24 protein-coding genes are annotated in these 22105 nt (G+C 71.9%); 5 read left to right on the top strand and 19 right to left on the bottom strand.

The genetic code is table 11. The annotated features are described in order from the left end of the window. Positions 1 to 25 precede the first annotated feature (25 nt). Positions 26 to 1057: a LacI family DNA-binding transcriptional regulator gene (locus tag BIV23_RS13815; RefSeq protein ID WP_071381113.1), complete on the bottom strand. Its 1032-nt coding sequence runs from the start codon at positions 1055 to 1057 to the stop codon at positions 26 to 28. Between the two features lie 387 nt (positions 1058 to 1444). Here BIV23_RS13815 and BIV23_RS13810 point away from each other — a divergent pair, with 387 nt between their 5' ends. After that, positions 1445 to 2320, top strand: a complete 876-nt coding sequence (locus tag BIV23_RS13810) for a COG4705 family protein (RefSeq protein ID WP_071381112.1) — start codon at positions 1445 to 1447, stop codon at positions 2318 to 2320. Between the two features lie 198 nt (positions 2321 to 2518). Here the strand turns inward: BIV23_RS13810 and BIV23_RS13800 are convergent, their stop codons facing one another. The 4 genes from BIV23_RS13800 to tsaB are packed head-to-tail and all read right to left on the bottom strand — an operon-like array spanning position 2519 to position 5019. Continuing rightward, the gene (locus BIV23_RS13800; RefSeq protein WP_071381111.1) at positions 2519 to 2776 is read right to left on the bottom strand and encodes a hypothetical protein; all 258 of its coding nucleotides are present in this window, start codon (positions 2774 to 2776) and stop codon (positions 2519 to 2521) included. Continuing rightward, the gene (gene tsaD, locus BIV23_RS13795; protein ID WP_071381110.1) at positions 2773 to 3876 is read right to left on the bottom strand and encodes a tRNA (adenosine(37)-N6)-threonylcarbamoyltransferase complex transferase subunit TsaD; all 1104 of its coding nucleotides are present in this window, start codon (positions 3874 to 3876) and stop codon (positions 2773 to 2775) included. The genes BIV23_RS13800 and tsaD overlap by 4 nt, the downstream gene beginning before the upstream one ends. Next, positions 3869 to 4336, bottom strand: coding sequence for a ribosomal protein S18-alanine N-acetyltransferase (rimI, locus tag BIV23_RS13790; RefSeq protein WP_071381350.1), 468 nt, complete (start codon positions 4334 to 4336; stop codon positions 3869 to 3871). The genes tsaD and rimI overlap by 8 nt, the downstream gene beginning before the upstream one ends. A 26-nt stretch (positions 4337 to 4362) precedes the next feature. Then, positions 4363 to 5019: a tRNA (adenosine(37)-N6)-threonylcarbamoyltransferase complex dimerization subunit type 1 TsaB gene (gene tsaB, locus BIV23_RS13785; protein WP_071381109.1), complete on the bottom strand. Its 657-nt coding sequence runs from the start codon at positions 5017 to 5019 to the stop codon at positions 4363 to 4365. Positions 5020 to 5142: 123 nt separating this feature from the next. Here tsaB and BIV23_RS13780 point away from each other — a divergent pair, with 123 nt between their 5' ends. Beyond that, positions 5143 to 5697 carry a hypothetical protein gene (locus tag BIV23_RS13780; protein WP_071381349.1) on the top strand — a complete coding sequence of 185 codons (555 nt, stop codon included), beginning with the start codon at positions 5143 to 5145 and terminating at the stop codon, positions 5695 to 5697. Here the strand turns inward: BIV23_RS13780 and BIV23_RS48535 are convergent. The 7 genes from BIV23_RS48535 to BIV23_RS13750 form a co-directional block, all read right to left on the bottom strand. After that, positions 5694 to 5900: a hypothetical protein gene (locus tag BIV23_RS48535; RefSeq protein ID WP_107471156.1), complete on the bottom strand. Its 207-nt coding sequence runs from the start codon at positions 5898 to 5900 to the stop codon at positions 5694 to 5696. The two genes, BIV23_RS13780 and BIV23_RS48535, sit on opposite strands and share 4 nt — an antisense overlap. A 135-nt stretch (positions 5901 to 6035) precedes the next feature. Next, positions 6036 to 6557, bottom strand: a complete 522-nt coding sequence (tsaE, locus tag BIV23_RS13775) for a tRNA (adenosine(37)-N6)-threonylcarbamoyltransferase complex ATPase subunit type 1 TsaE (protein WP_079173140.1) — start codon at positions 6555 to 6557, stop codon at positions 6036 to 6038. Then, positions 6514 to 7779 carry an alpha/beta fold hydrolase gene (locus BIV23_RS13770; protein WP_071381107.1) on the bottom strand — a complete coding sequence of 422 codons (1266 nt, stop codon included), beginning with the start codon at positions 7777 to 7779 and terminating at the stop codon, positions 6514 to 6516. Before BIV23_RS13770 ends, tsaE begins: the two co-directional genes overlap by 44 nt. A gap of 135 nt (positions 7780 to 7914) precedes the next feature. Beyond that, complete coding sequence (gene alr / locus BIV23_RS13765) at positions 7915 to 9078, bottom strand: alanine racemase (RefSeq protein ID WP_071381106.1); 1164 nt, start codon at positions 9076 to 9078, stop codon at positions 7915 to 7917. A gap of 36 nt (positions 9079 to 9114) precedes the next feature. Then, the gene (locus tag BIV23_RS13760; RefSeq protein WP_071381105.1) at positions 9115 to 10029 is read right to left on the bottom strand and encodes a L,D-transpeptidase family protein; all 915 of its coding nucleotides are present in this window, start codon (positions 10027 to 10029) and stop codon (positions 9115 to 9117) included. Positions 10030 to 10285: 256 nt separating this feature from the next. After that, positions 10286 to 11722: an NAD(P)H-hydrate dehydratase gene (locus BIV23_RS13755; RefSeq protein ID WP_079173139.1), complete on the bottom strand. Its 1437-nt coding sequence runs from the start codon at positions 11720 to 11722 to the stop codon at positions 10286 to 10288. 71 nt (positions 11723 to 11793) lie between these two features. Continuing rightward, positions 11794 to 12165: a holo-ACP synthase gene (locus tag BIV23_RS13750; protein ID WP_071381104.1), complete on the bottom strand. Its 372-nt coding sequence runs from the start codon at positions 12163 to 12165 to the stop codon at positions 11794 to 11796. A gap of 44 nt (positions 12166 to 12209) precedes the next feature. Here BIV23_RS13750 and BIV23_RS13745 point away from each other — a divergent pair, with 44 nt between their 5' ends. Then, the gene (locus tag BIV23_RS13745) at positions 12210 to 12989 is read left to right on the top strand and encodes an SDR family NAD(P)-dependent oxidoreductase (protein ID WP_071381103.1); all 780 of its coding nucleotides are present in this window, start codon (positions 12210 to 12212) and stop codon (positions 12987 to 12989) included. Between the two features lie 4 nt (positions 12990 to 12993). Here the strand turns inward: BIV23_RS13745 and glmS are convergent, their stop codons facing one another. Further along, positions 12994 to 14841: a glutamine--fructose-6-phosphate transaminase (isomerizing) gene (gene glmS, locus BIV23_RS13740; protein ID WP_079173138.1), complete on the bottom strand. Its 1848-nt coding sequence runs from the start codon at positions 14839 to 14841 to the stop codon at positions 12994 to 12996. A gap of 167 nt (positions 14842 to 15008) precedes the next feature. On the opposite strand from glmS, the gene coaA reads away from it, so the two are divergent. Then, a complete protein-coding gene (gene coaA, locus BIV23_RS13735; RefSeq protein ID WP_071373336.1) occupies positions 15009 to 15995 on the top strand; it encodes a type I pantothenate kinase in 987 nt (328 codons plus the stop codon). A gap of 60 nt (positions 15996 to 16055) precedes the next feature. Here coaA and glmM read toward each other — a convergent pair whose 3' ends face one another. From glmM to rplM, 3 genes are all read right to left on the bottom strand, one after another. Next, positions 16056 to 17414, bottom strand: a complete 1359-nt coding sequence (gene glmM, locus BIV23_RS13730; RefSeq protein ID WP_071381101.1) for a phosphoglucosamine mutase — start codon at positions 17412 to 17414, stop codon at positions 16056 to 16058. Between the two features lie 143 nt (positions 17415 to 17557). Then, positions 17558 to 18079, bottom strand: a complete 522-nt coding sequence (gene rpsI, locus BIV23_RS13725) for a 30S ribosomal protein S9 (protein ID WP_071373338.1) — start codon at positions 18077 to 18079, stop codon at positions 17558 to 17560. Positions 18080 to 18121: 42 nt separating this feature from the next. Further along, positions 18122 to 18565, bottom strand: coding sequence for a 50S ribosomal protein L13 (gene rplM / locus BIV23_RS13720; protein WP_010036634.1), 444 nt, complete (start codon positions 18563 to 18565; stop codon positions 18122 to 18124). 298 nt (positions 18566 to 18863) lie between these two features. Here rplM and BIV23_RS13715 point away from each other — a divergent pair, with 298 nt between their 5' ends. Beyond that, positions 18864 to 19736: a hypothetical protein gene (locus tag BIV23_RS13715; protein ID WP_071381100.1), complete on the top strand. Its 873-nt coding sequence runs from the start codon at positions 18864 to 18866 to the stop codon at positions 19734 to 19736. A gap of 1 nt (position 19737) precedes the next feature. Here BIV23_RS13715 and truA read toward each other — a convergent pair whose 3' ends face one another. The 3 genes from truA to BIV23_RS13700 form a co-directional block, all read right to left on the bottom strand. Beyond that, complete coding sequence (gene truA / locus BIV23_RS13710) at positions 19738 to 20592, bottom strand: tRNA pseudouridine(38-40) synthase TruA (protein WP_071381099.1); 855 nt, start codon at positions 20590 to 20592, stop codon at positions 19738 to 19740. Positions 20593 to 20668: 76 nt separating this feature from the next. Then, positions 20669 to 21163, bottom strand: a complete 495-nt coding sequence (gene rplQ, locus BIV23_RS13705) for a 50S ribosomal protein L17 (RefSeq protein WP_071373458.1) — start codon at positions 21161 to 21163, stop codon at positions 20669 to 20671. 85 nt (positions 21164 to 21248) lie between these two features. Continuing rightward, positions 21249 to 22105: DNA-directed RNA polymerase subunit alpha (locus tag BIV23_RS13700; RefSeq protein ID WP_071381098.1), on the bottom strand; the 857-nt coding region annotated here is incomplete at its 5' end.

The following is a 22105-nucleotide window of genomic DNA, read 5'->3' as shown; positions in this document are numbered from 1 at the left end:
CCGACTGGCGTCGGAGCAGGCACCGCTAGACCTCTGCGGGCGCATCCGTGCTCGACCGCACCACCAGGCTCGTCGCCAGCTCCACCCGGGTCGCCGCCCGCTCCCCCTGCTCGCGCCCCAGCTCCAGCACCAGCCGGGCGGCCGCCTCGGCCATCTCGGTCAGCGGCTGCCGTACGGTCGTCAGCGGCGGGCCCACCCAGCGGGCCACCGGCAGATCGTCGAAGCCGACCACGCTGAGGTCCTCCGGGATGCGCAGTCCCAGCTCGCGGGCGGCCTCGTACAGGCCGAGCGCCTGCAGGTCGTTGCCCGCGAAGACGGCGGTGGGCCGGTCGGGGCGGCGCAGCAGCTCCAGGCCGAGCCGGTAGCCGGCGTCGTGGTGGAAGTCGCCGCCCACGATCAGCGAGGGGTCGACGGGCAGCCCGGCCGTCTCCAGCGCGGCCCGGTAGCCGTCGACCCGGGCGCGGCTGCACATCATCCGGGACGGGCCGCTGATCGCGCCGATCCGGGTGTGGCCGAGTTCCACCAGGTGGCGGGTGGCGGCGAGGCCGCCCTGCCAGTTGGTGGCGCCGATGGAGGGCACGTCGGGGCCCGGGTCGCCGGCCGGGTCCATCACCACGAACGGGATGGACCGGCTGGTCAGCAGCGCCCGCTGGGACTCGTCGAGCCCGGACAGCACGAGGACCACGCCGTGCGGGCGGCGCGCGGCGACCTGGTCGGCCCAGGTCCGGCCCGGGGTGAGCCGCCCGGCCGACTCCGACAGCACGACGCTCAGCCCGGCGTCCCGGGCCACGTTCTCCACACCCCGGATGACCTCCATCGCCCAGGCGCTCTCCAGCTCGTGGAAGACCAGGTCGATCAGCGGGGAGCGGGACGCCTCGGCGCGCCGGCGCCGGTAGCCGTGGGCGCGCAGCAGCTCCTCGACGCGGGTGCGGGTCGCCGGGGCGACATCGGCGCGGCCGTTGAGCACCTTCGAAACAGTCGGAGCGGACACCCCGGCCTCACGGGCGATTTCGGCGAGGGTCGCCGTCTGGGTTTCTGTGGGCTTCGAAGGTTTCATGCCCGGGATCGTATCCCCGCCGGACCTCCTGACGAAGGCTCGTGCGCGCCATAGGTTGCCCGGAAGATTCGAGACAGTTCCCGAAACATTCGTACGAGTTGATCGCCCACGGCGTGCGGGTGGCGGAGCCGGGCGCGCTGGAGCTGCGGCCGGCCGCGTCGAGCACGACGTCCGGCACACCGCCCGGCTCGAACTGACCGGGCCGGTCCGGGTCGTGGGGCCGAGCGGCGGCTGCGCCGCGAGGTCCTGTCCGACGAGGCGTGAGCGAACAGCGCGAACCTTGGCAAAAAGCAAGCCCTGTGCCGCGCGTGTTCAGGAAGCGTTCAGGTTGGCCCTGGGAGGGTCGGGCCGCACTCGACTCCCCCCACAGGAGCACCCTTGACGACGATGCCTTCGACGACGTCCTCGACGACGAAATCCGTCATGAAGAAGCTGCCCGAGGTCACGCTCGCGTTCTGGATCATGAAGATCGCGGCGACGACCCTGGGCGAGACCGCGGGCGACCTGTTCGCCCAGACCCTGAAGCTCGGCTACTTCCTCACCACGATCGCCCTGTTCGCGGTCTTCGTGGTGACGCTGGTGATCCAGCTCCGCTCGACGCGCTACAACCCGTTCTTCTACTGGACGGTGATCCTCTCGACGTCCATGGCCGGCACCACCATGTCCGACTTCATGAACCGGGACGACAGCGGCAAGTACCTCTCCGGCGGCGCCACTTCGCTCGGCTGGGGCCCGCAGGGCCTCGGCCTCGGCTACCCGGAGGGCGCCGCGATCCTGATCTCCCTGCTGCTGCTGATCTTCCTCGGCTGGAAGCTGAGCGGGATGACCTTCCAGATCACCGAGATCGTCACGTTCCGCGGCGAGGCCCTGTTCTGGTCGGCGATCCTGGTCTCCAACACGCTGGGCACCTCGATGGGCGACTTCCTGTCCGACAGCTCGGGCCTCGGCTACCTGGGCGGCGCCTCGCTGGTGACCGGCCTCCTGCTGCTCCTCGTCGCCCTGATGAAGGTCCCGGCGGTGCCGAACGTCCTGCTCTTCTGGATCGCCTTCGTCCTGACCCGCCCGCTCGGCGCCACGGCCGGCGACCTGCTCACCAAGCCGGTCGCCAAGGGCGGGCTCGACCTGGGCACGGCGGGTTCCTCGGCGGTGCTGCTGGCCGTGCTGTTCGGCCTGATGGCGTACGCGCAGCGGAAGGAACGGCGCGCGGCGGCGGCGACCCCTCAGGCCGAGACGCCGCAGCCGCAGCGGGCCGGGCACCGGTAACGCGAAACCCCGCCCCGGAAGATCCGGGGCGGGGTTTTTCTGGAGCGCCGGGCAGGCCTTGCACCTGCATCTCCCCGCAGGAAGCGGGACGTCTTTCCTTGGACCACCAACGCACTGCGTCCGAGTCGGCTTCCGTTTCCGGTTTCCGGCCGTTCGCTGTGTGATGATCATAGCGCACTCCGGCCGGACCTCTCAACCTCAGCCCCCGGCCACCGCTTCGAACCGCCAGCGGTGCACGCCCCGGGTCACCAACTCAGCGTCCGGCTCGGGCAGTTCGGGCAGCTCCGCGTCGTACGACGCGTCCCACCACGTGATGACCAGCACCCGGTCCTGCGGCGCCCGGAGGGTCTCGCGGCGCAACGGCTCGGCGGCGAGCGGCTGTTCGCGCACCCAGGCCAGCAGCTCCTCGCCCCGGCCGGCGACGGCCCGGGCCTCCCACATCAGCGCGACCGTCACGAGTACAGGTTCTCCTTGCTGACCTCGTGCACATGATCGTGGTCATGACCGTGGTCGTGACCGGGCACGTGCGGGTCGGTCACCGGCAGGGACGAGTCGGCCGACAGGTCCCAGCCGGAGGCGGCCCGGCCCCGGGCGACCATCTCGGCGCCGAGGGCCGCCACCATCGCGCCGTTGTCCGTGCACAGCTTGGGACGCGGGACACGCAGCCGGATCCCGGCGGCCTCGCACCGTTCCTGGGCGAGGGCGCGCAGCCGGGAGTTGGCCGCGACACCGCCGCCGATCATCAGGTGGTCGACGCCCTCGTCCTTGCAGGCGCGGACCGCCTTGCGGGTGAGGACGTCCACGACGGCCTCCTGGAAGGAGGCGGCCACGTCGCGGACCGGGACCTCCTCGCCGGCCGCGCGCCTGGCCTCGATCCAGCGGGCCACGGCCGTCTTCAGGCCGGAGAAGGAGAAGTCGTAGGCGGGGTCGCGCGAACCGGTCAGGCCGCGCGGGAAGGCGATCGCCGTCGGGTCGCCCTCGCGCGCGTACCGGTCGATGACCGGGCCGCCGGGGAAGCCCAGGTTCAGCACGCGGGCGATCTTGTCGAAGGCCTCGCCGGCCGCGTCGTCGATGGTCGCGCCCATGGGCCGTACGTCGGAGGTGATGTCCGACGACAGCAGCAGCGAGGAGTGGCCGCCGGAGACCAGCAGGGCCATGGTCGGCTCGGGCAGCGGGCCGTGCTCCAGCTGGTCGACGCAGATGTGCGAGGCGAGGTGGTTGACGCCGTACAGGGGCTTGCCGAGGGCGTAGGCGTACGCCTTGGCCGCCGAGACGCCGACGAGCAGCGCGCCCGCGAGGCCGGGGCCCGCGGTCACGGAGATGCCGTCGAGGTCCTTCGCCGAGACGCCCGCCTCCTTCAGCGCGCGGTCGATGGTGGGGACCATCGCCTCCAGGTGGGCGCGGGAGGCGACCTCGGGGACGACACCGCCGAAGCGGGCGTGCTCGTCGACGCTGGAGGCCACGGCGTCCGCCAGCAGGGTGGTGCCCCGGACGATGCCGACGCCGGTCTCGTCGCAGGAGGTCTCGATGCCGAGGACGAGAGGTTCGTCAGCCATGGTTCTTCTCTTCGGTCGCTTGGTCGGTGATCAGGCGCATGACGAGCGCGTCCACGTTGCCCGGCTGGTAGTAGCCGCGCCGGAAGCCGATGGGCTCGAAGCCGTAGCGCTCGTAGAGCTTCTGGGCGCGGACGTTGTCGACCCGGCACTCCAGCATCACCTCGTGGCACTCGAACGCGGTCGCCGCACGCAGCAGTTCGGCCAGCAGCCGCCCACCGAGGCCGGTGCCCTGCAGGTCGCGGGCGACGGCGATGGTCTGCACGTCGGCCTGTTCGCCGGACGAGGCGAGGCCCGCGTACCCGACGATCCCGCCCTCCCCCTCGGCGACCAGGTAGCGGCGGGTCGCCTCGGGGCCCCGGGAGTGGGCCAGCTCGGACCAGAACATGCCCCGGGACCAGGCGTCCTCGGGGAACAGGTCCTTCTCCAGCTCCAGGACCCGGTCGATGTCCCACCAGCGCATCTCGCGCAGTCGCACGGTCACGTCGGTCACTTCGGGGTGACCACCTTGTAGTTCTTGGGTACCTGCGCGTCCGGTCGGCGCAGGTACAGCGGCCGGGGGGCGGGCAGTTCCCCGCCCGCGGCGAGCCGCTCGGCGGCCAGCGCGGCGAGCGCGGCCGCGGAGACGTGCTCGGGTTCGAGGACGTGCGGGAACGTGTCCGGGTAGAGCAGCGCGCCCGCGCCGACCGCGGGCAGCCCCGCGACCCGCTCGGCGATGTCGACCGGCCGGTCCACGGCCGGGTCGGTGAGCCGGGTGCGCGAGTCGGCGTACGTGGCCCAGTAGACCTCCTTGCGCCGGGCGTCGGTCGCCACGACGAAGGGGCCCTTCTCGATGTCGGCGGCGTAGGCGAGGCCGTCCAGCGTGCACACGCCGTACACGGGGACGCCGAGCGCGAGGCCGAAGGTGTCGGCGGTCATCAGACCGACACGCAGACCGGTGTAGGGGCCGGGCCCGACGCCGACGACGATGCCGGTGACCGCCTCCAGCGCGAGTCCGGCCTCGGCGAGTACGCGGTCGACGGCCGGCAGCAGCAGCTCTCCGTGCCGGCGCGCGTCCACCTGGCTCGACGAGGCGACGACGTCCGTGCCGTCGTGCAGCGCGACGGTGACAGCGGGTGTTGCGGTATCCAGAGCGAGCAAGAGCACGCGAACAGCCTACGGCGCCGACGGCTCGGGCATCGCCGTCCCGGTCGAACGGTCACTGACTGCTACGGTCTGTACGAAGTACGACATATCGCATGAGGGCGGACCGAGGCAGAGGTGGCGCACGTGGCAGGGACCAGCTCGGGGATCGTGGCCGGCCTCACCGCGCTGGCCGTCGGTGCCGTCGGCTTCCTCGCCTACCAGGCCCACGCGGCCGGGCCCGTGGGCCCGCCGGGCCGGCCCGGGCCGACGGCCTCACCCTCGGTCACCGCCGGCAAGGCACCCCGGGACCGCCGGCACCCGACGGCCCTGCCGAGCGGCTCCGGCAGGGGTGAACGGGTCGTGTACTCGCTGGACGACGACCGGGTCTGGCTGGTCGACCGCACGGACCGGGTGGAGCGCACCTTCACGGTGACCCCCGGCACCGTCGACCCGCCGCCCGGCTCGTACTGGATCACCTCCCGCTCCAGCGCGGTCATCGGCACCGACGGCGCGCCGATCGAGCACGTCGTGCGGTTCACCAGCGTCGACGGGCTGGCGATCGGATTCAGCGCGGCGGTGGGCACACCGCCTCCGGCCGGTCCCGGGGTACGGACCGGAGGCGTCCGGGAGAACCGGGTGGACGGCGAGGAGATGTGGAAGTTCGCGACGATCGGGGTGCCGGTCGTCGTGATCCGTTAGGCGGCCTTGCGCTCCGCGGGGGGCGGGGTGAGGTCGTCGGGCGGGTGCGGCGGCGTCGTGGTTTCTCGCGCAGTTCCCCGCGCCCCTTTCGTCGCCCCTTCGGGGCATTCGAAATCCTTCGGCGGTCTGGAGACCGCGTCCGCCGCCGCGCACGACGCCAGCAGTTCGTGCATCGAGACCCGGGTGGGGCTGGTCGCGGTCATGGACGCCTCCTGAGGTGCGGGGGCGGGCGAAGTTAGGCACACCTAACTACGGGCTGGGTACCATAGGAACACGCCCGGGACGTCCTGCGCAATATCTTGCCGACGGCCTGTCGGAATCCTGATGCGGGCGGATGCTCAGGCGGCCAGCGTCTCCAGGTCGGCCTCCGCCCAGCGCTCCCCCAGTCCGGTCACGGTCAGGTGCCGTACCTCGTCGGTGCTGTCGCCGACGGCGCGGTGGATGAGGACCTGGAGCCGGTCCTCGGTCAGCTCCTCGACCTTGCCCTCGCCCCACTCCACGACGATCACCGAGTCGGACAGCGAGACGTCGAGGTCCAGGTCCTCCATCTCGTCCAGGCCGCCGCCGAGCCGGTAGGCGTCGACGTGGACCAGGGGCGGGCCGTCGCCGAGAGAGGGGTGGACGCGGGCGATCACGAAGGTCGGCGAGGTGACCGCCCCGCGCACGCCCAGGCCCTCGCCGAGCCCGCGGGTCAGCGTGGTCTTGCCGGCGCCCAGCTCCCCGCTGAGCATCACCAGGTCGCCGGCGCGCAGCAGCTTGGCCAGCCGGCGGCCCAGCTCCCGCATCTGCTCGGGCGAGGTGATCGTCAGCCGCGTCTCAACGGGGCCCTGCGGTGCTGCTGGTGCTGCCGGTCGTTCCATAGCCACTAACCGTAGCCCCTGCCGGCACGGCGCCGGCACGGGTGAGCAGATCGGCGAGACGGTCGGTGACCGCTTCCGGGTGCTCCAGCATCACCAGGTGCCCGGCGTCCGGCACGAGCACCAGCTCGCACTCGGGCAGCAGGTCGGCGATGACCTCACTGTGCTCGCTGGGCGTGACCAGGTCCTGCACCCCGGCCAGCACCAGCACGGGCATGTCCTGGAAGGAGGCGAGGGCCTCGGTCTTGTCGTGGTCGGTGAAGGCGGGGTAGAACTCGGCGACCACGTCGATCGGCGTCGACTCGATCATCCGCTCGGCGAACCGCTCGACGGCCGGATCGATCTCCCGCCCGGCGAACGAGTACCGCTTGATGATCCCGGCGAACAGCTCGGCGGTGGCCCGGCGGCCCTTCTCCACCAGCTCCGCCTGCTGTCCGAGCGCCTTCAGCACGCCCGGCAGGATGCGGCGCACCGCGTTGACACCGGCGATCGGCAGCCCGAAGTTCACCTCGCCGAGCCGTCCGGACGACGTGCCGACGAAGGCGGTGGCGACGACCCGGTCCCGGATCAGCTCCGGGTACTGGGCGGCGAGGGCCATCGTCGTCATCCCGCCCATCGAGTGCCCGACCAGCACGACCGGCCCCTCCGGTACGGCGGCGTCGAGCACGGCCTTCAGATCGCGGCCGAGCTGGTCGATGGTGACCGGCACCCGGTCCCGGGTCTGGGCCACCCCCCGGCCGGAGCGGCCGTGGCTGCGCTGGTCCCAGTGCACGGTCCGTACGACCCCGCGCAGGGCCGCCCGCTGGAAGTGCCAGGAGTCCTGGTTGAGGCAGTAGCCGTGGCTGAAGACGACGGTGACGGGAGCGGGCGCCTTGCGGCCGAACAGCCTTCGCCGGCGCGGTGAGACGTGCGGGCCGGTGTCCGGCTCGACCTCATCGACCTCGTAGTACAGCTCGGTGCCGTCGTCGGCGATCGCCTTGCCGGGGGTGCCGCGCAGGGTGCCGTAGGGGCCCGCGGAGTCCAGGGCCAGCCGGGCTTTGCGGCGCATGCCGCGGCCGACCGTCATCCGCTCGACCGCCACGCCGGCCGCCGCGCCCGCCGCGAGCACGCCTATCGCGGCACCGGCGATGCCGGTCGCCCGGCGCCAGCCGCCGGCCGCTCCCGCGGAGGCGGCGGCCGCCGAGGCGATGACGCCCGCCACGGCCTCCGCACTGCTCTCGCTCACTACCGCTCCTCTTCGCCGGGTGCGATCGATGGTGCCGTTGTCGCCGCCGTAACAGGTATGACCGGTGTTACACGTGATACGGGTCGCGTTCCGCCCAACGGGCTAACGGAGTCTTCCCCGTTCCCGGGGACTCGTTCACATGTCCGCGTTCACATAGACGCGGGGAACGCGGGTTCCGATGCGCGTGACGATCTCGTACGCGATCGTGCCGCAGGCCTGCGCCCAGTCCTCGGCGGTGGGTTCGCCGCGGTCACCGGGCCCGAACAGCACGGCCTCGCTGCCCACCGCGGGCTCGTCGCCGCCGAGGTCCACCACGAACTGGTCCATGGCGACCCGTCCGGCGACCGTGCGCCACTTGCCGTCGACCAGCACCGGACCGGTGCCGGAGGCGTGCCGCGGGATGCCGTCCGCGTAGCCGACCGGGACCAGGCCGAGGGTCGTCTCGCCGGGTGTGACGTAGTGGTGGCCGTAGCTGACGCCGTGTCCGCCGGGGACGTGCTTGACCAGGGCCAGCGAGGCGCTGAGCGTCATCACCGGGCGCAGTCCGAAGTCGGCCGGCGTGCCCAGTTCGGGGCTCGGCGAGATGCCGTACATGGCGATGCCCGTGCGGACCAGGTCGAAGTGGGTCTCGGGAAGGGTCAGCGCGGCGGGCGAGTTGGCGATGTGCCGCACCTCGGGGCGCACGCCCTGTTCCTCGGCGTACGCCACCATCTCCCGGAAGCGGTCGAGCTGGGCGGCGATGGACGGATGCCCGGGCTCGTCCGCGCAGGCGAAGTGCGACCACAGTCCGGTGACCCGCACCAGTCCCTCGGCCTCGGCGGCGAGGGCCGCGCCGACCAGCTCGGCCCAGTCGGCCCCGGGCGCGCAGCCGTTGCGGCCGAGCCCGGTGTCCGCCTTGAGCTGCACCCGCGCGGGCCGGCCCGCCTCGCGGGCCGCCAGGACGGCCTCGCGCAGCGCCCACATCCCGCTCAGGGACACGTCGATGTCGGCCTCGATCGCCTGCCGCCAGGGTCCGCCGGGCACCCACAGCCAGCACAGCATCCGCCCGGGCAGCCCGGCCGCGCGCAGCGCGAGGGCCTCCTCGGCCGTGGCCGTACCGAGCCAGGTCGCGCCCGCCGCGAGGGCCGCGCGGGCGCACGGCAGCGCCCCGTGGCCGTACCCGTCGGACTTGACGACGGCCATCACGGCGGCGCCCTTCGCCCGGGCGCGCAGGGTGCGCACGTTGGCGCGCAGGGCACCCAGATCGATCTCGGCGCGGGCGCGCAGGGGGGCGGTCGGCTCAGCTGCTGTCTCACTCATGGCGCCCCCAGTGTCTCAGAGGACCTCGCCGGCTCCTCAGGTACCGGGCCTGCGCCCCCACACATAGACGTGGTCGCCCTTCTTCAGCACACCCCACAGTGTCTTCGCGTCGCCGAGCCTCAGATTGACGCAGCCCCAGGAGCCGACGGTGGTGTAGAGGGTGCCGTAGACGGCGTGGAAGGCCTCGCCGCCGTCGAAGAACTGGGCGTAGGGCATGGGCTGGTGGTAGAGGGTCGACACGTGGTTCTTGTGCCGCCAGTAGACCGTGTGCCAGCCCTTGCGGGTGACGTGTCCCGGGCGTCCGCTGCGCATCGGCACCGGCCCGAACACCACCCTGGAGCCCCTCTGCACCCAGGTGAGCTGTCGGTCCAGATCGACACAGGCGACGGTGTACGACCGGACGGGGCACTTCCTGTCCGCGTTCGGGTCCTTCCGGGCCGAGACGAGCATCATGGTCGCCCAGGTGACGGGCCCGGCGAAGCCGATCGCGGGTTTGATCCCGTACGTCAGCTGGAAGGCGCGGACGGCCCTGCAGTCGGCGGCGGACTGCCTGCCGTCCACCCGCAGCTTCAGCCACCGCTCCACCTGGCGCTGGTACGGCCCGGTCCGCTTGCTGCACGACACCTTGGCGACGGCGTCGGAGAGCGGCACGTACTCGATGAGGTCGTACGCCCCGTCCGCCGGCTGCCTGGGCTCGATGCGGTCCTCGCGAGGCGTCGGCGTGTACACGTCCGGCGCCAGCACCTGGTCGGGCGTGTCGATCTGCCCGGGCTGGCCGACCGGGGCCACACCGGGGACGAGTTCGGGTTCGGGTTCGGTGCGGGGGGCGGGGGGTGCCGGCCTGGCCGGCCGGGCGGGCGGGGCGGCCGCGGCGAGGGTGCCGGCCGGCAGCGCCGTCACGGTGGCGAGCAGCACCGCGACACCCCGGGACGCGATTCGTCTGCTGATCATGCGATCAGCCAAACGTGCGACCCCACCGGATCGGCGTCGCCGCGCGGACGGGGTCACCCGAGCGGTTGAGGGCCCCGCCGGGCCCTGCCGCCCGCACCCGGATCACCCGGCTCACCGGTCCGCCCAGTACCGCACATCCCGCCACGCCTCCGGAATCCGCTCGGAGACGCCATACACCGAGCCTCCGGCCACAACCGGCCCGCCACCGACAGTGCCGCCATGCCCGAGGAGCCCCGCCCCACCCTCGCCCCACCACTCAACACCGCACATCCCGCCACGCCTCCGGAATCCGCTCGGAGACGTCGTGCGCGCCCGCCGGCGCGCCCTGGGCCGCGAACCTCCCGGCGAGCCCGTGCAGATACGCGGCCGTGCTTCCCGCGTCCAGCGCGCGGAGCCCGGCCGCCAGCAGTGACCCGGCGAGCCCCGAGAGCACGTCTCCGCTGCCCGCCGTGGCCAGCCAGGACGTGCCCGTGGCGTTCACCCGCGCCGCACCGCCCCCGGCATCGGCGACCAGCGTCGTGGACCCCTTCAGCAGCACGGTCGCCCGGTACACCGCCGCCAGTTCCCGCGCGGCCGCCAGCCGGCGCCCCTCGACCTCCTCGCGCCGCACCCCCAGCAGCGCGGCCGCCTCCCCGGCATGAGGGGTCATCAGCGTCGGCGCCGTTCGCCCCCGCACCGCGTCCCGCTCGGCCAGCCGCAGCCCGTCCGCGTCGACCAGCACCGGCACGTCGGTGCCGAGCACCTCGGCCACGGTCGCCGCGTCCTCCCCGGCGCCGGGCCCGGTCACCCATGCCTGCACGCGCCCCGCCTTCGCCGGCCCCCGGTCCGACACCAGCGTCTCCGGGAAGCGCGCGATGACCGCGTCCCCGGCCGGACCGACGTACCGTACGGCCCCGGCCCCGCCCCGCAGCGCCCCGGACACGGCGAGCACGGCCGCCCCCGGATAGCGCGCGGACCCGGCCGCGATCCCGACGACGCCCCGCCGGTACTTGTCGCTCTCCGCCCCCGGCACCGGCAGCAGCCGCGCCACGTCGGCGTGCTGCAAGGCCTCCAGCTCGCCCTCGCCCGGCGGTTCGAGCCCGATGTCGACGAGCCGTACGACCCCGGCGTACTCCCGCGCCGGATCGACCAGCAGCCCGGGCTTGTACGCGCCGAAGGTGACGGTCAGATCGGCCCGTACGGCGGCCCCGCGCACCTCCCCGGTGTCGGCCTCGACCCCGCTGGGCAGATCCACGGCCACCACGGCGGCCCGGGACGGCCCGGCCGCCTCGGCGAGGGCCGCCGCCTCGGGGCGCAGCCCGCCCCTCCCGCCGATCCCGACGATCCCGTCCACGACCAGGTCGGCCCGCTCGATCAACTCCTCGGCCGCGGCGGCCGCGTCGGCCGCGACCGCGCCGCCCGCCCGCCGCAGCGCGGCCAGTCCCCCGGCGTGCGCCCGCTCGGGCGAGAGCAGCACGGCCGTGACGCCGGCTCCGCGCCGGGCCAGCCGGGCCCCCGCGTACAGCGCGTCCCCGCCGTTGTCCCCGCTGCCCACGAGCAGCACCACCCGGCTGCCGTACACCCGCCCGAGCAGTTCCGCGCAGGCCGCGGCCAGTCCCGCGGCGGCCCGCTGCATCAGCGCGCCCTCCGGCAGCCGTGCCATGAGGGCCCGTTCGGCCGCCCTTACCGTCTCCACGCTGTACGCAGTACGCATGGCACCGAGTCTGCCCCGCACCCCCCGCCCGTCACACCCACCCCGGCCCGCGTCGCCGGGCCCCCGGCCGCTCAGCCCTCGGCGATCACCACCGCCGAGGCGACGCCGGCGTCGTGGCTGAGCGAGACGTGCCAGGACGTGACGCCCAGCTCCGCCGCCCGCGCCGCCACCGTCCCGCGCACCCGCAGCCGGGGCTGACCGGTGTCCTCGACGTACACCTCGGCATCCGTCCACTGCAGCCCGGGCGGCGCGCCCAGGGCCTTGGCCAGCGCCTCCTTGGCCGCGAACCGGGCCGCGAGCGAGGCGATCCCGCGCCGCTCCCCGCTGGGCAGCAGCAACTCCGTCGCCACGAACAGCCGGTCGGCCATCTGGGGCGTGCGCTCCAGCGACGCCCGGAACCGGTCGATCTCGGCGACGTCGATCCCCACTCCGATGATGCTCATGCCGGGCAGCCTACGATCGCCCGGCGCCGTCTACGCTGCGCACCATGACGTACCGGGCCTATCTCTCCGACCTGTTCGCGCTGGACGACCGCACCGCCCTGGTGACCGGGGGCAGTTCCGGCATCGGCCGGGCCATCGCCGGGGCGCTGGCGCGGGCCGGCGCCCGGGTGGTGGTCGCGGCCCGGGGAAAGGACCAACTCATCGACACCGTCGACGAGTTGAGGTCGGCAGGGGCCCGGGCCGCCTGGGTCGCGGGCGACGTGGCCACGCGCGCCGGGGTGCGGGCCGTGGCCGAGGAGGCGGCGGAGGTCTTCGGGGAGCCGGACATCCTCGTCAACTCCGCCGGGATCAACCTGAGGCCGCCCATGGACGAGCTGGGCGAGGACGTGTGGGACACCACCATGGCCGTGAACCTGGAGGCGCCCTTCCTGCTGGGGCAGCGCTTCGGCCCCGGCATGGCGGAGCGCGGCTTCGGCCGGATCGTCCACGTCACCTCGCAGCAGGCCCACCGCGCCTTCGTGCAGAGCGGTGCCTACGGCGTCTCCAAGGGCGGGCTGGAGTCACTGGCCCGCTCGCAGGCCGAGGCCTGGTCGCCGTACGGCGTCACGGTGAACACGCTGGTGCCGGGCTTCGTGATGACGCCGCTGAACGAGCGGATCGCCGCCGACCCGGAGAAGTCGGCCGCCCTGGCCGCGCGCACGATGATCGGCCGCAACGGCCTGGCCGAGGACTTCGAAGGCGCGGCCGTCTTCCTCGCGAGCCGCGCCTCCGCCTACGTCACCGGCCAGTCCCTCTTCGTCGACGGCGGCCTCTCGGTGCACTGACCCCCTACTCGACCGTGACCGACTTCGCCAGGTTCCGCGGCTGGTCCACCTCGTTGCCCCGCGCGGTGGCCAGCTCGCAGGCGAAGACCTGCAGCGGCACGGTCGCGACCAGCGGCTGGAGCAGGGTCGGCGTGGCCGGGATGCGGATCAGGTGGTCGGCGTACGGCACGACGGCCTCGTCGCCCTCCTCCGCGATCACGATCGTGCGCGCTCCGCGGGCCCGGATCTCCTGGATGTTGGAGACGATCTTGTCGTGCAGGACCGAGCGGCCGCGCGGGGACGGGACGACCACGACCACCGGCACGTCCTCCTCGATCAGCGCGATCGGCCCGTGCTTGAGCTCTCCCGCCGCGAAGCCCTCGGCGTGCATGTAGGCCAGCTCCTTGAGCTTCAGCGCGCCTTCGAGGGCCACCGGGTAGCCCACGTGCCGGCCCAGGAACAGCACCGTGTCCTTCTCCGCCAGCGTCCGGGCCAGCGCCCGTACCGGCTCCATGGTCTCCAGGACCCGCTCGACCTCCTCGGAGATCCGGGAGAGGTCCTTGATCACGGCCTGGATCTCGTCGCCCCACTTGGTGCCGCGCACCTGGCCCAGGTACAGCGCGACCAGGTAGCAGGCCACCAGCTGGGTCAGGAACGCCTTGGTGGAGGCGACCGCGACCTCGGGGCCGGCGTGCGTGTAGAGCACCGCGTCCGACTCGCGCGGGATCGTCGAGCCGTTGGTGTTGCAGATGGCCAGCACCTTGGAGCCCTGCTCCCGGGCGTGCCGCAGCGCCATGAGGGTGTCCATGGTCTCGCCGGACTGGGAGATGGCGATGACGAGGGAACGGCTGTCCAGGATCGGGTCCCGGTAGCGGAACTCGCTGGCCAGCTCCACCTCGCACGGGATGCGCGTCCAGTGCTCGATGGCGTACTTGGCGATCAGGCCCGCGTGGAAGGCCGTGCCGCAGGCGACGATGACGACCTTGTCGATCTCGCGCAGCTCGGACGGGGAGATCCGCACCTCGTCCAGGGTGAGGGAGCCGGCCGGGTCGATCCGGCCCAGCAGCGTGTCGGCGACCGCCTTCGGCTGCTCGGCGATCTCCTTGAGCATGAAGTAGTCGTAGCCGCCCTTCTCGGCGGCGGAGGCGTCCCAGTCCACGTGGTAGCTGCGGACCTCGGCCGGACGGCCGTCGAAGCCGGTGACCGTGACGCCGTCGCGGCGCAGCTCCACCACCTGGTCCTGGCCCAGTTCCACCGCGGAGCGCGTGTGGGCGATGAACGCGGCGACGTCGGAGGCCAGGAACGCCTCGCCCTCGCCGACGCCGACCACCAGCGGCGAGTTCCGGCGCGCGCCCACCACCACGTCCGGCTCGTCGGCGTGCACCGCGACCAGCGTGAACGCGCCCTCCAGCCGCCGGCACACCAGCCGCATGGCCTCCGCCAGGTCGGCGGTCGCCGAGAACTCCTCGGCGAGCAGATGCGCGACCACCTCGGTGTCCGTCTCCGAGGTCAGCTCATGGCCGCGCTCGGCCAGTTCGGTGCGCAGGACGGCGAAGTTCTCGATGATGCCGTTGTGCACGACGGCGACGCGTCCGGCGTTGTCGAGGTGCGGATGGGCGTTGCCGTCGGTCGGCCCGCCGTGCGTGGCCCAGCGGGTGTGGCCGATGCCCGTGGCGCCCGCCGGCAGCGGCCACTCGACCAGTTCCTTCTCCAGGTTGACCAGCTTCCCGGCCTTCTTCGCCGCGGCCAGCCCGCCGTCCGCGAGCACGGCGACGCCCGCCGAGTCGTACCCCCGGTACTCCAGCCGCTTGAGTCCGGCCATCACGACATCGAGCGCCGACTGCGCCCCTACGTATCCCACGATTCCGCACATGCGCCGCAGCCTACGGCCGCGGAGCGACCCGAACAGGCCTCCTCCTGCCCGAATTCGGAAATTCCCACCGTCGTACGAAGGCCTCGGGAGGGCCTTTTGCGATGCGGTGACCGTGCGCGTGACGGAGCCCACCCACCGCCGTGTTCAAACTCCGTTAACAATGGAATGTGATCTCACCGGTCTCCTCGAACCGGAGCGCCCACCGGCACAAGCCGGAGGCGACTCCCTACGTCGACCTCACCCGCGCCGAGTGGAGCGCCCTGCGCGAGAAGACGCCGCTGCCGCTCACCGCCGAGGAGGTGGAGAAGCTGCGCGGCCTGGGCGACGTCATCGACCTCGACGAGGTGCGCGACGTCTACCTCCCGCTCTCCCGGCTCCTCAACCTCTACGTCGGCGCCACGGACGGACTCAGAGGGGCGCTGAACACGTTCCTCGGCGAGCAGGGCTCACAGTCCGGCACCCCGTTCGTCATAGGCGTCGCCGGCTCCGTGGCCTGCGGCAAGTCCACCGTCTCCCGGCTCCTGCAGGCCCTGCTCTCCCGCTGGCCCGAACACCCGCGGGTCGAGCTGGTCACCACGGACGGGTTCCTCCTGCCCACCCGGGAACTGGAGGCCCGCGGCCTGATGTCGCGGAAAGGTTTCCCCGAGTCCTACGACCGCCGGGCCCTGACCCGCTTCGTCGCCGACATCAAGGCCGGCAAGGACGAGGTGACGGCCCCCGTCTACTCCCACCTGATCTACGACATCGTCCCCGACCAGCGGCTCACGGTCCGCCGCCCCGACATCCTGATCGTCGAGGGCCTGAACGTCCTCCAGCCCGCCCTGCCCGGCAGCGACGGCCGCACCCGCGTCGGCCTCGCGGACTACTTCGACTTCAGCGTGTACGTCGACGCGAGCGCCGAGGACATCGAGCGCTGGTACCTGAACCGCTTCAGGAAGCTGCGCCAGACGGCGTTCCAGAACCCCAACTCGTACTTCCGCAAGTACACCCAGGTCTCCGAGGAGGAGGCCCTCGACTACGCCCGCACCCTGTGGCGCACGATCAACAAGCCCAACCTGGTCGAGAACATCGCCCCCACCCGGGGCCGGGCCACGCTGGTGGTCCGCAAGGGCCCGGACCACAAGGTGCAGCGGCTGAGGCTGCGAAAGCTGTAGGCACACCAAAGGGGGCGGAGCCGCGCACCGAGCACAGCCCCGCCCCCTCGAAACCGGCGACTACCCCAGCGCCGACTTGACGGCATCGGCCAGCCGCCCGGCCACCGACCGCGCCTGCTCGATGTCCGCGGCCTCGACCATCACGCGCACGAGCGGCTCGGTACCCGACGGACGGAGCAACACCCGCCCGGTCTCGCCGAGTTCGCGCTCCGCCTCGGCGACGGCGGCAGCCAGGTCACCGGACGTCCTCACCCGGGACTTGTCCACGTCGGGCACGTTGATGAGGACCTGCGGCAGCCGCTCCATCACCGAGGCCAGCTCCCGCAGCGACCGCCCGGTCTCCGCGACCCGCGCGGCGAGCAGCAGCCCGGTCAGCGTGCCGTCACCGGTGGTCGCGTGGTCCAGGATGATCACGTGCCCGGACTGCTCGCCGCCGAGAGCGTACCCGTGCTCCTTCATCTCCTCCAGCACGTACCGGTCGCCGACGGCGGTCTGCACGAGCCGGATCCCGGCCCGCTCCATCGCCAGCTTGAAGCCGAGGTTCGACATCACGGTCGCCACCACGGTGTCGGCCCGCAGCGCGGAGCGCTCCCGCAGGGCCAGCGCCAGCACGGACAGGATCTGGTCGCCGTCGATCTCCTCGCCGGTGTGGTCCACGGCCAAGCAGCGGTCGGCGTCGCCGTCGTGCGCGATGCCGAAGTCCGCGCCGTGCGCCACGACGGCGGCCTTCAGCTGGTCGAGGTGGGTCGAGCCGCAGCCGTCGTTGATGTTGAGCCCGTCCGGCTGCGCGCCGATCGTGACGATCTCCGCGCCCGCCCGGGAGAACGCCTCCGGCGAGACCCCCGAGGCCGCGCCGTGCGCTTCGTCCAGGACGATCTTCAGGCCGTCGAGCCGGTTCGGCAGCACGGCGAGGAGATGGCCGACGTACTGCTCGAAGCCCTGCTCGTACGCGCGCACGCGGCCCACGCCCGCACCCGTCGGCCGCTCCCAGGGCTCGCCGTGCCGGTGGGACTCGTAGACCGCCTCGATCCTGTCCTCCAGCTCGTCGGCGAGCTTGTGGCCGCCGCGCGCGAAGAACTTGACGCCGTTGTCCGGCATGGCGTTGTGGCTGGCGGAGAGCATCACACCCAGGTCGGCGCCGAGCGCGCCGGTCAGGTGGGCGACGGCGGGCGTGGGCAGCACACCGACGGTCAGCACGTCCACACCGGCGCTCGCGAGACCGGCGACCACGGCCGCCTCCAGGAACTCCCCGGACGCGCGCGGGTCCCGCCCGACCACCGCCTTCGGCCGGTGGCCCGCGAAGGTGCCCGCCTCGGCCAGCACGTGTGCCGCGGCGACGGAGAGGCCGAGCGCCATCTCGGCGGTCAGATCCGCGTTGGCGACACCGCGCACGCCGTCCGTACCGAAGAGTCGTCCCACTTGTCCTCCCGAGGAAACTTCCGATCACACAAGCCTTCGAGCGTCTTGTGTCGTTATACGCCCTTGACTGGGATAAACGAACGCCCCGACAGCACAGGTGGCGTGCCGCCGGGGCGTTCGGAGTACGAGCAGGCAGCTGCTGTTTAGCGCTTGCTGTACTGCGGGGCCTTGCGGGCCTTCTTCAGACCGGCCTTCTTGCGCTCGACCGCACGGTCGTCGCGCTTCAGGAAGCCGGCCTTCTTCAGCGGGCCGCGGTTGTTGTCGACGTCGGCCTCGTTCAGCGCACGGGCGACACCGAGACGGAGCGCACCGGCCTGACCGGAGACACCGCCACCCGCGATGCGGGCGACAACGTCGTAACGGCCTTCGAGCTCCAGCACCTTGAAGGGCTCGTTGACTTCCTGCTGGTGCACCTTGTTCGGGAAGTAGTCCTCGAGGGTGCGACCGTTGATCTTCCACTTGCCGGTGCCCGGGACGATCCGGACGCGGGCGATGGCGTTCTTGCGGCGACCCAGGCCGGCGGCCGGCTGGGGCTCACCGAAGCGCGAGGCGAGGGACTCGGAGGTGTACTCACCCTCCAGCGGAACCTCGGACTCGGTGGTGTAGCTGTCGATGTCGACGAGCTCAGTCTCTTCGACCGGCTGCTCAACGGTGGTCTCGGCCACGATTCTCCTCAGATTCTCTTCAGTCTTAGGGGGTGGCCGGACTTACTGCGCGACCTGGGTGATCTCGTACGGCTGCGGCTGCTGCGCGCCGTGCGGGTGCTGGTCACCCTTGTAGACCTTCAGCTTCGAGAGCATCTGACGGCCCAGCGTGTTCTTGGGGAGCATGCCCTTGACGGCCTTCTCGATGGCCTTCTCGGGGTTCTTGTCGAGGAGCTCGTCGTAACGGACGGAGCGCAGACCACCCGGGTAGCCGGAGTGACGGTACGCCATCTTCTGGGTCCGCTTGTTGCCCGACAGGTGCACCTTGTCGGCGTTGATGATGATGACGAAGTCACCAGCGTCGACGTGGGGGGCGTAGATCGGCTTGTGCTTGCCCCGGAGGAGGGTCGCTGCGGTGGTGGCGAGACGGCCCAGGACGACGTCCTGAGCGTCGATGACGTGCCACTGGCGCGTCACATCGCCGGGCTTGGGGCTGTACGTACGCACGGTTCGTAGCCTTCGCTTCGAGTGAATGGTCCTGAACAGGTCACCGAAACGATCACGACAGCCTTGACCGCACTGCGGTGACGCAAACCGCGTGCTGGTCGCTGGTCATCGGCCCGGTGGACCGGTGTAAGGGCCCGTCCCGTGAGAATGAGCAAGCCAATACACAACGAAGAAGCAGATTACCTTCCGGGCCGGGTACGGGTCAAAACGACGCCCTTCCCGCGCTCACCGGCGGACAAACGTGGCATGCCGCCGCACGCGCTCCACCGCCCCGGAGCGCCCGTCTAAGATGCGCCCCATGAGTTACGGGCAGGGGGGACCCCAGTCTCAGTGGGATCCCTGGAAACCGAATTCCCAGCAGCCCTGGGCAAGCGGCGGTGACGACGGGACCCCGGACTGGGCGGCACTCGCCGAGGCGTCCGAGACCCGCACCAAGCGCCGCAAGCTGCTGTTCATCGGCGGCGGCGCGCTGGCGACGATCGCCGTCGGCACCGCCGTGGCGATGGCCGTGGTGTCCGCGAACGGCAAGAACAGCGCCTCGGGCAACCCGACGAATCTGCCCGCCAGCGCCTCGGCGAGCGGGTCGGTCACACCGTCCTTCGCGCCCACCAGCGCCCCGCCGCCGCTGGACCCCAAGGAGTTCATAGCCAGCGCCGCGAAGGACAAGGCCCCGATCAGCGCCGACAGCCTCTTCCCGGGCACCCAGCTGACCACGGGAAACAGCGTCTACGAGAAGGGCGCCACGGCCGACACCACGAGCTGCGCCTCCGCCGCCGGCGGCAAGCTGCCGCAGATCCTCACCGCGAACGGCTGCACCCGGCTGATCCGCGTGACCTACAGCAAGGACGGCATCGCGGCCACCGTCGGCGTCGCCCTGTTCGACACCCAGGCCGAGGCCACGAAGGTCAAGGCCCAGGCCGCCAAGAACGCCATGGTGCGCTCCCTGTCCGGCAAGGGCGTCAAGGACTTCTGCAACGCCGCGGTCTGCCTGACCACCGCGAACTCCGTCGGCCGCTACGCCTACTTCACGACGGTCGGCTTCACCGACGGCAAGAACGTCACCAACAAGGACTCGAAGGTCTTCGACACCGGGAACGACCTCCAGCAGTTCACCTTCAACCAGATCTACCGCCGCGGCCAGGCCCAGGCCTCCGCGGCGACGAACGGCTAGTTCAGCAGCACCCCGCCGACGGGAGTGAGCGCTTGTTCCGGGCTTCCTTGCTACGGGCGGCCAGCAGCTCGTCGGCGGGGTAGCCGACCTCCTCCAGCGTCAGCCCGTGCGGTCGTACGACGTGCACGGCCGAGTCCCGCACCGCCGCGGCCAGCACCTTGCCAGGCCACTCCGGGCCGCGGTGCCCGTCCCCGACGAAGAGCAGCGCGCCGATCAGCGAGCGCACCATGTTGTGGCAGAACGCGTCGGCGCGCACGGTGGCGGTGATGATCCCGTCGGACCCGCGCACCAGGCTCAGCTCCTGCAGGGTCCGGATCGTCGTGGCCCCCTCCCGCTTCTTGCAGTAGGCGGCGAAGTCGTGCTCGCCCAGCAGGTGGCGGGCCGCCTCGTTCATGGCGTCCACGTCGAGCGGCCAGTCGTGCCAGAGCACGTGACCGCGCAGCAGGGGGTCCACTCCCCCGGGGTTGTCGGTCACCCGGTACGCATAGCGCCGCCAGACCGCCGAGAAGCGCGCGTTGAAGCCCGCCGGGGCCGGCCTGAGCGCCCACACGCGCACATCCTTCGGCAGCCGTCCGGCGAGCCGCTTGAGGAGCTTCTCGTGATGCTCACGCCAGACCCCCTCGGGCAGGTCCACGTGCGCCACCTGGCCCCGCGCGTGCACCCCGGCGTCGGTGCGTCCGGCGACGGTCAGCTCGTAGGTCTCCCGGGAGCGCGTGACCGTCCGCAGCGCGTCCTCGATCTCCCCCTGCACGGTCCGCCTGCCGCCGGCCTGCTTGGCCCAGCCGTGGAAGCCGGTCCCGTCGTAGGACAGATCGAGGCGGACACGGACGCAACCGGGCTGTACTTCATCGCTCACAGGGAAATCCTCTCAGGTACGGAAAAGCGGGCCCGCTCCTCGAAAGGAACGGGCCCGCTCAGCGCGAGGTGATACCTCAGGCGTCCTTCGACTCCTCGGCAGCGGCCTCCTCGGCCGGAGCCTCGGTGGTCTCCGCGGCCTTGGCCTCGTCGGCCTCCTTGACCGCACGCTTGGTGGCGGCCTCGGCCTCGCCGGTCGCCTGCTGGGCGACCGTCAGCGCCTCGACCAGCTCGATGACGGCCATGGGCGCGTTGTCGCCACGGCGGTTACCGATCTTGGTGATGCGGGTGTAGCCACCGGGACGGTTCTCGTACCGCGGGCCGATCTCGGTGAAGAGCGTGTGGACGACGCTCTTGTCCGTGATGACCTGGAGCACCTGACGGCGGTTGTGAAGGTCGCCCTTCTTCGCCTTGGTGACCAGACGCTCGGCGTACGGGCGCAGGCGGCGGGCCTTCGCCTCGGTGGTGGTGATACGGCCGTGCTCGAAGAGGCTCTTCGCCAGGTTCGCGAGGAGCAGCTTCTCGTGCGCGGCGCTGCCGCCCAGACGGGCACCCTTGGTGGGCTTCGGCATGTTCATTCTCCTGTGTGTCTGCCCCGGCCGTGTCAGGTACCGGGGTCAGGAACCCGATGAGCGGATGCCCACCGGCAACGACCGATCAGTACTGCTCGGTCTCCACGAAACCCGCGTCCGCGTCGTCGTCGGCGCCGAAGGCGTCGGCAGCGGCCGTGGGGTCGAATCCGGGCGGGCTGTCCTTCAGGGCCAGGCCCATGCCGGCCAGCTTCGCCTTGACCTCGTCGATCGACTTCGCACCGAAGTTACGGATGTCGAGGAGGTCGGCCTCGGAGCGGGCGACGAGCTCACCCACGGAGTGGATGCCCTCACGCTTGAGGCAGTTGTAGGAGCGGACCGTGAGCTCCAGCTCCTCGATCGGCAGCGCGAGGTCGGCGGCCAGGGCGGCGTCCGTGGGGGACGGGCCCATGTCGATGCCCTCGGCGTCGATGTTCAGCTCGCGGGCGAGACCGAACAGCTCGACCAGGGTCTTGCCGGCCGACGCCATGGCGTCACGCGGACGCATGGCCTGCTTCGTCTCGACGTCGACGATCAGCTTGTCGAAGTCGGTCCGCTGCTCGACACGCGTGGCCTCGACCTTGTACGTGACCTTCAGCACCGGCGAGTAGATCGAGTCGACCGGGATACGGCCGATCTCCTGGCCCACCTGCTTGTTCTGCACGGCCGAGACGTAGCCGCGACCGCGCTCGACGGTCAGCTCCATCTCCAGCTTGCCCTTGCCGTTGAGCGTGGCCAGGACGAGGTCGGGGTTGTGCACCTCGACACCGGCCGGGGGCGCGATGTCGGCGGCGGTGACCAGACCCGGGCCCTGCTTGCGCAGGTACATCACGACCGGCTCGTCGTGCTCCGAGGAGACGACCAGCTGCTTGATGTTGAGGATCAGGTCGGTGACGTCCTCCTTGACGCCCGGCACGGTGGTGAACTCGTGCAGGACACCGTCGA

Origin of the sequence: Streptomyces monashensis (assembly GCF_001866665.1) — a bacterium.
In the GTDB taxonomy this organism is placed as follows: domain Bacteria; phylum Actinomycetota; class Actinomycetes; order Streptomycetales; family Streptomycetaceae; genus Streptomyces; species Streptomyces monashensis.
Note: the sequence above shows the minus strand (reverse complement) of the source record. Positions and strands in the feature narration are given on the sequence as shown.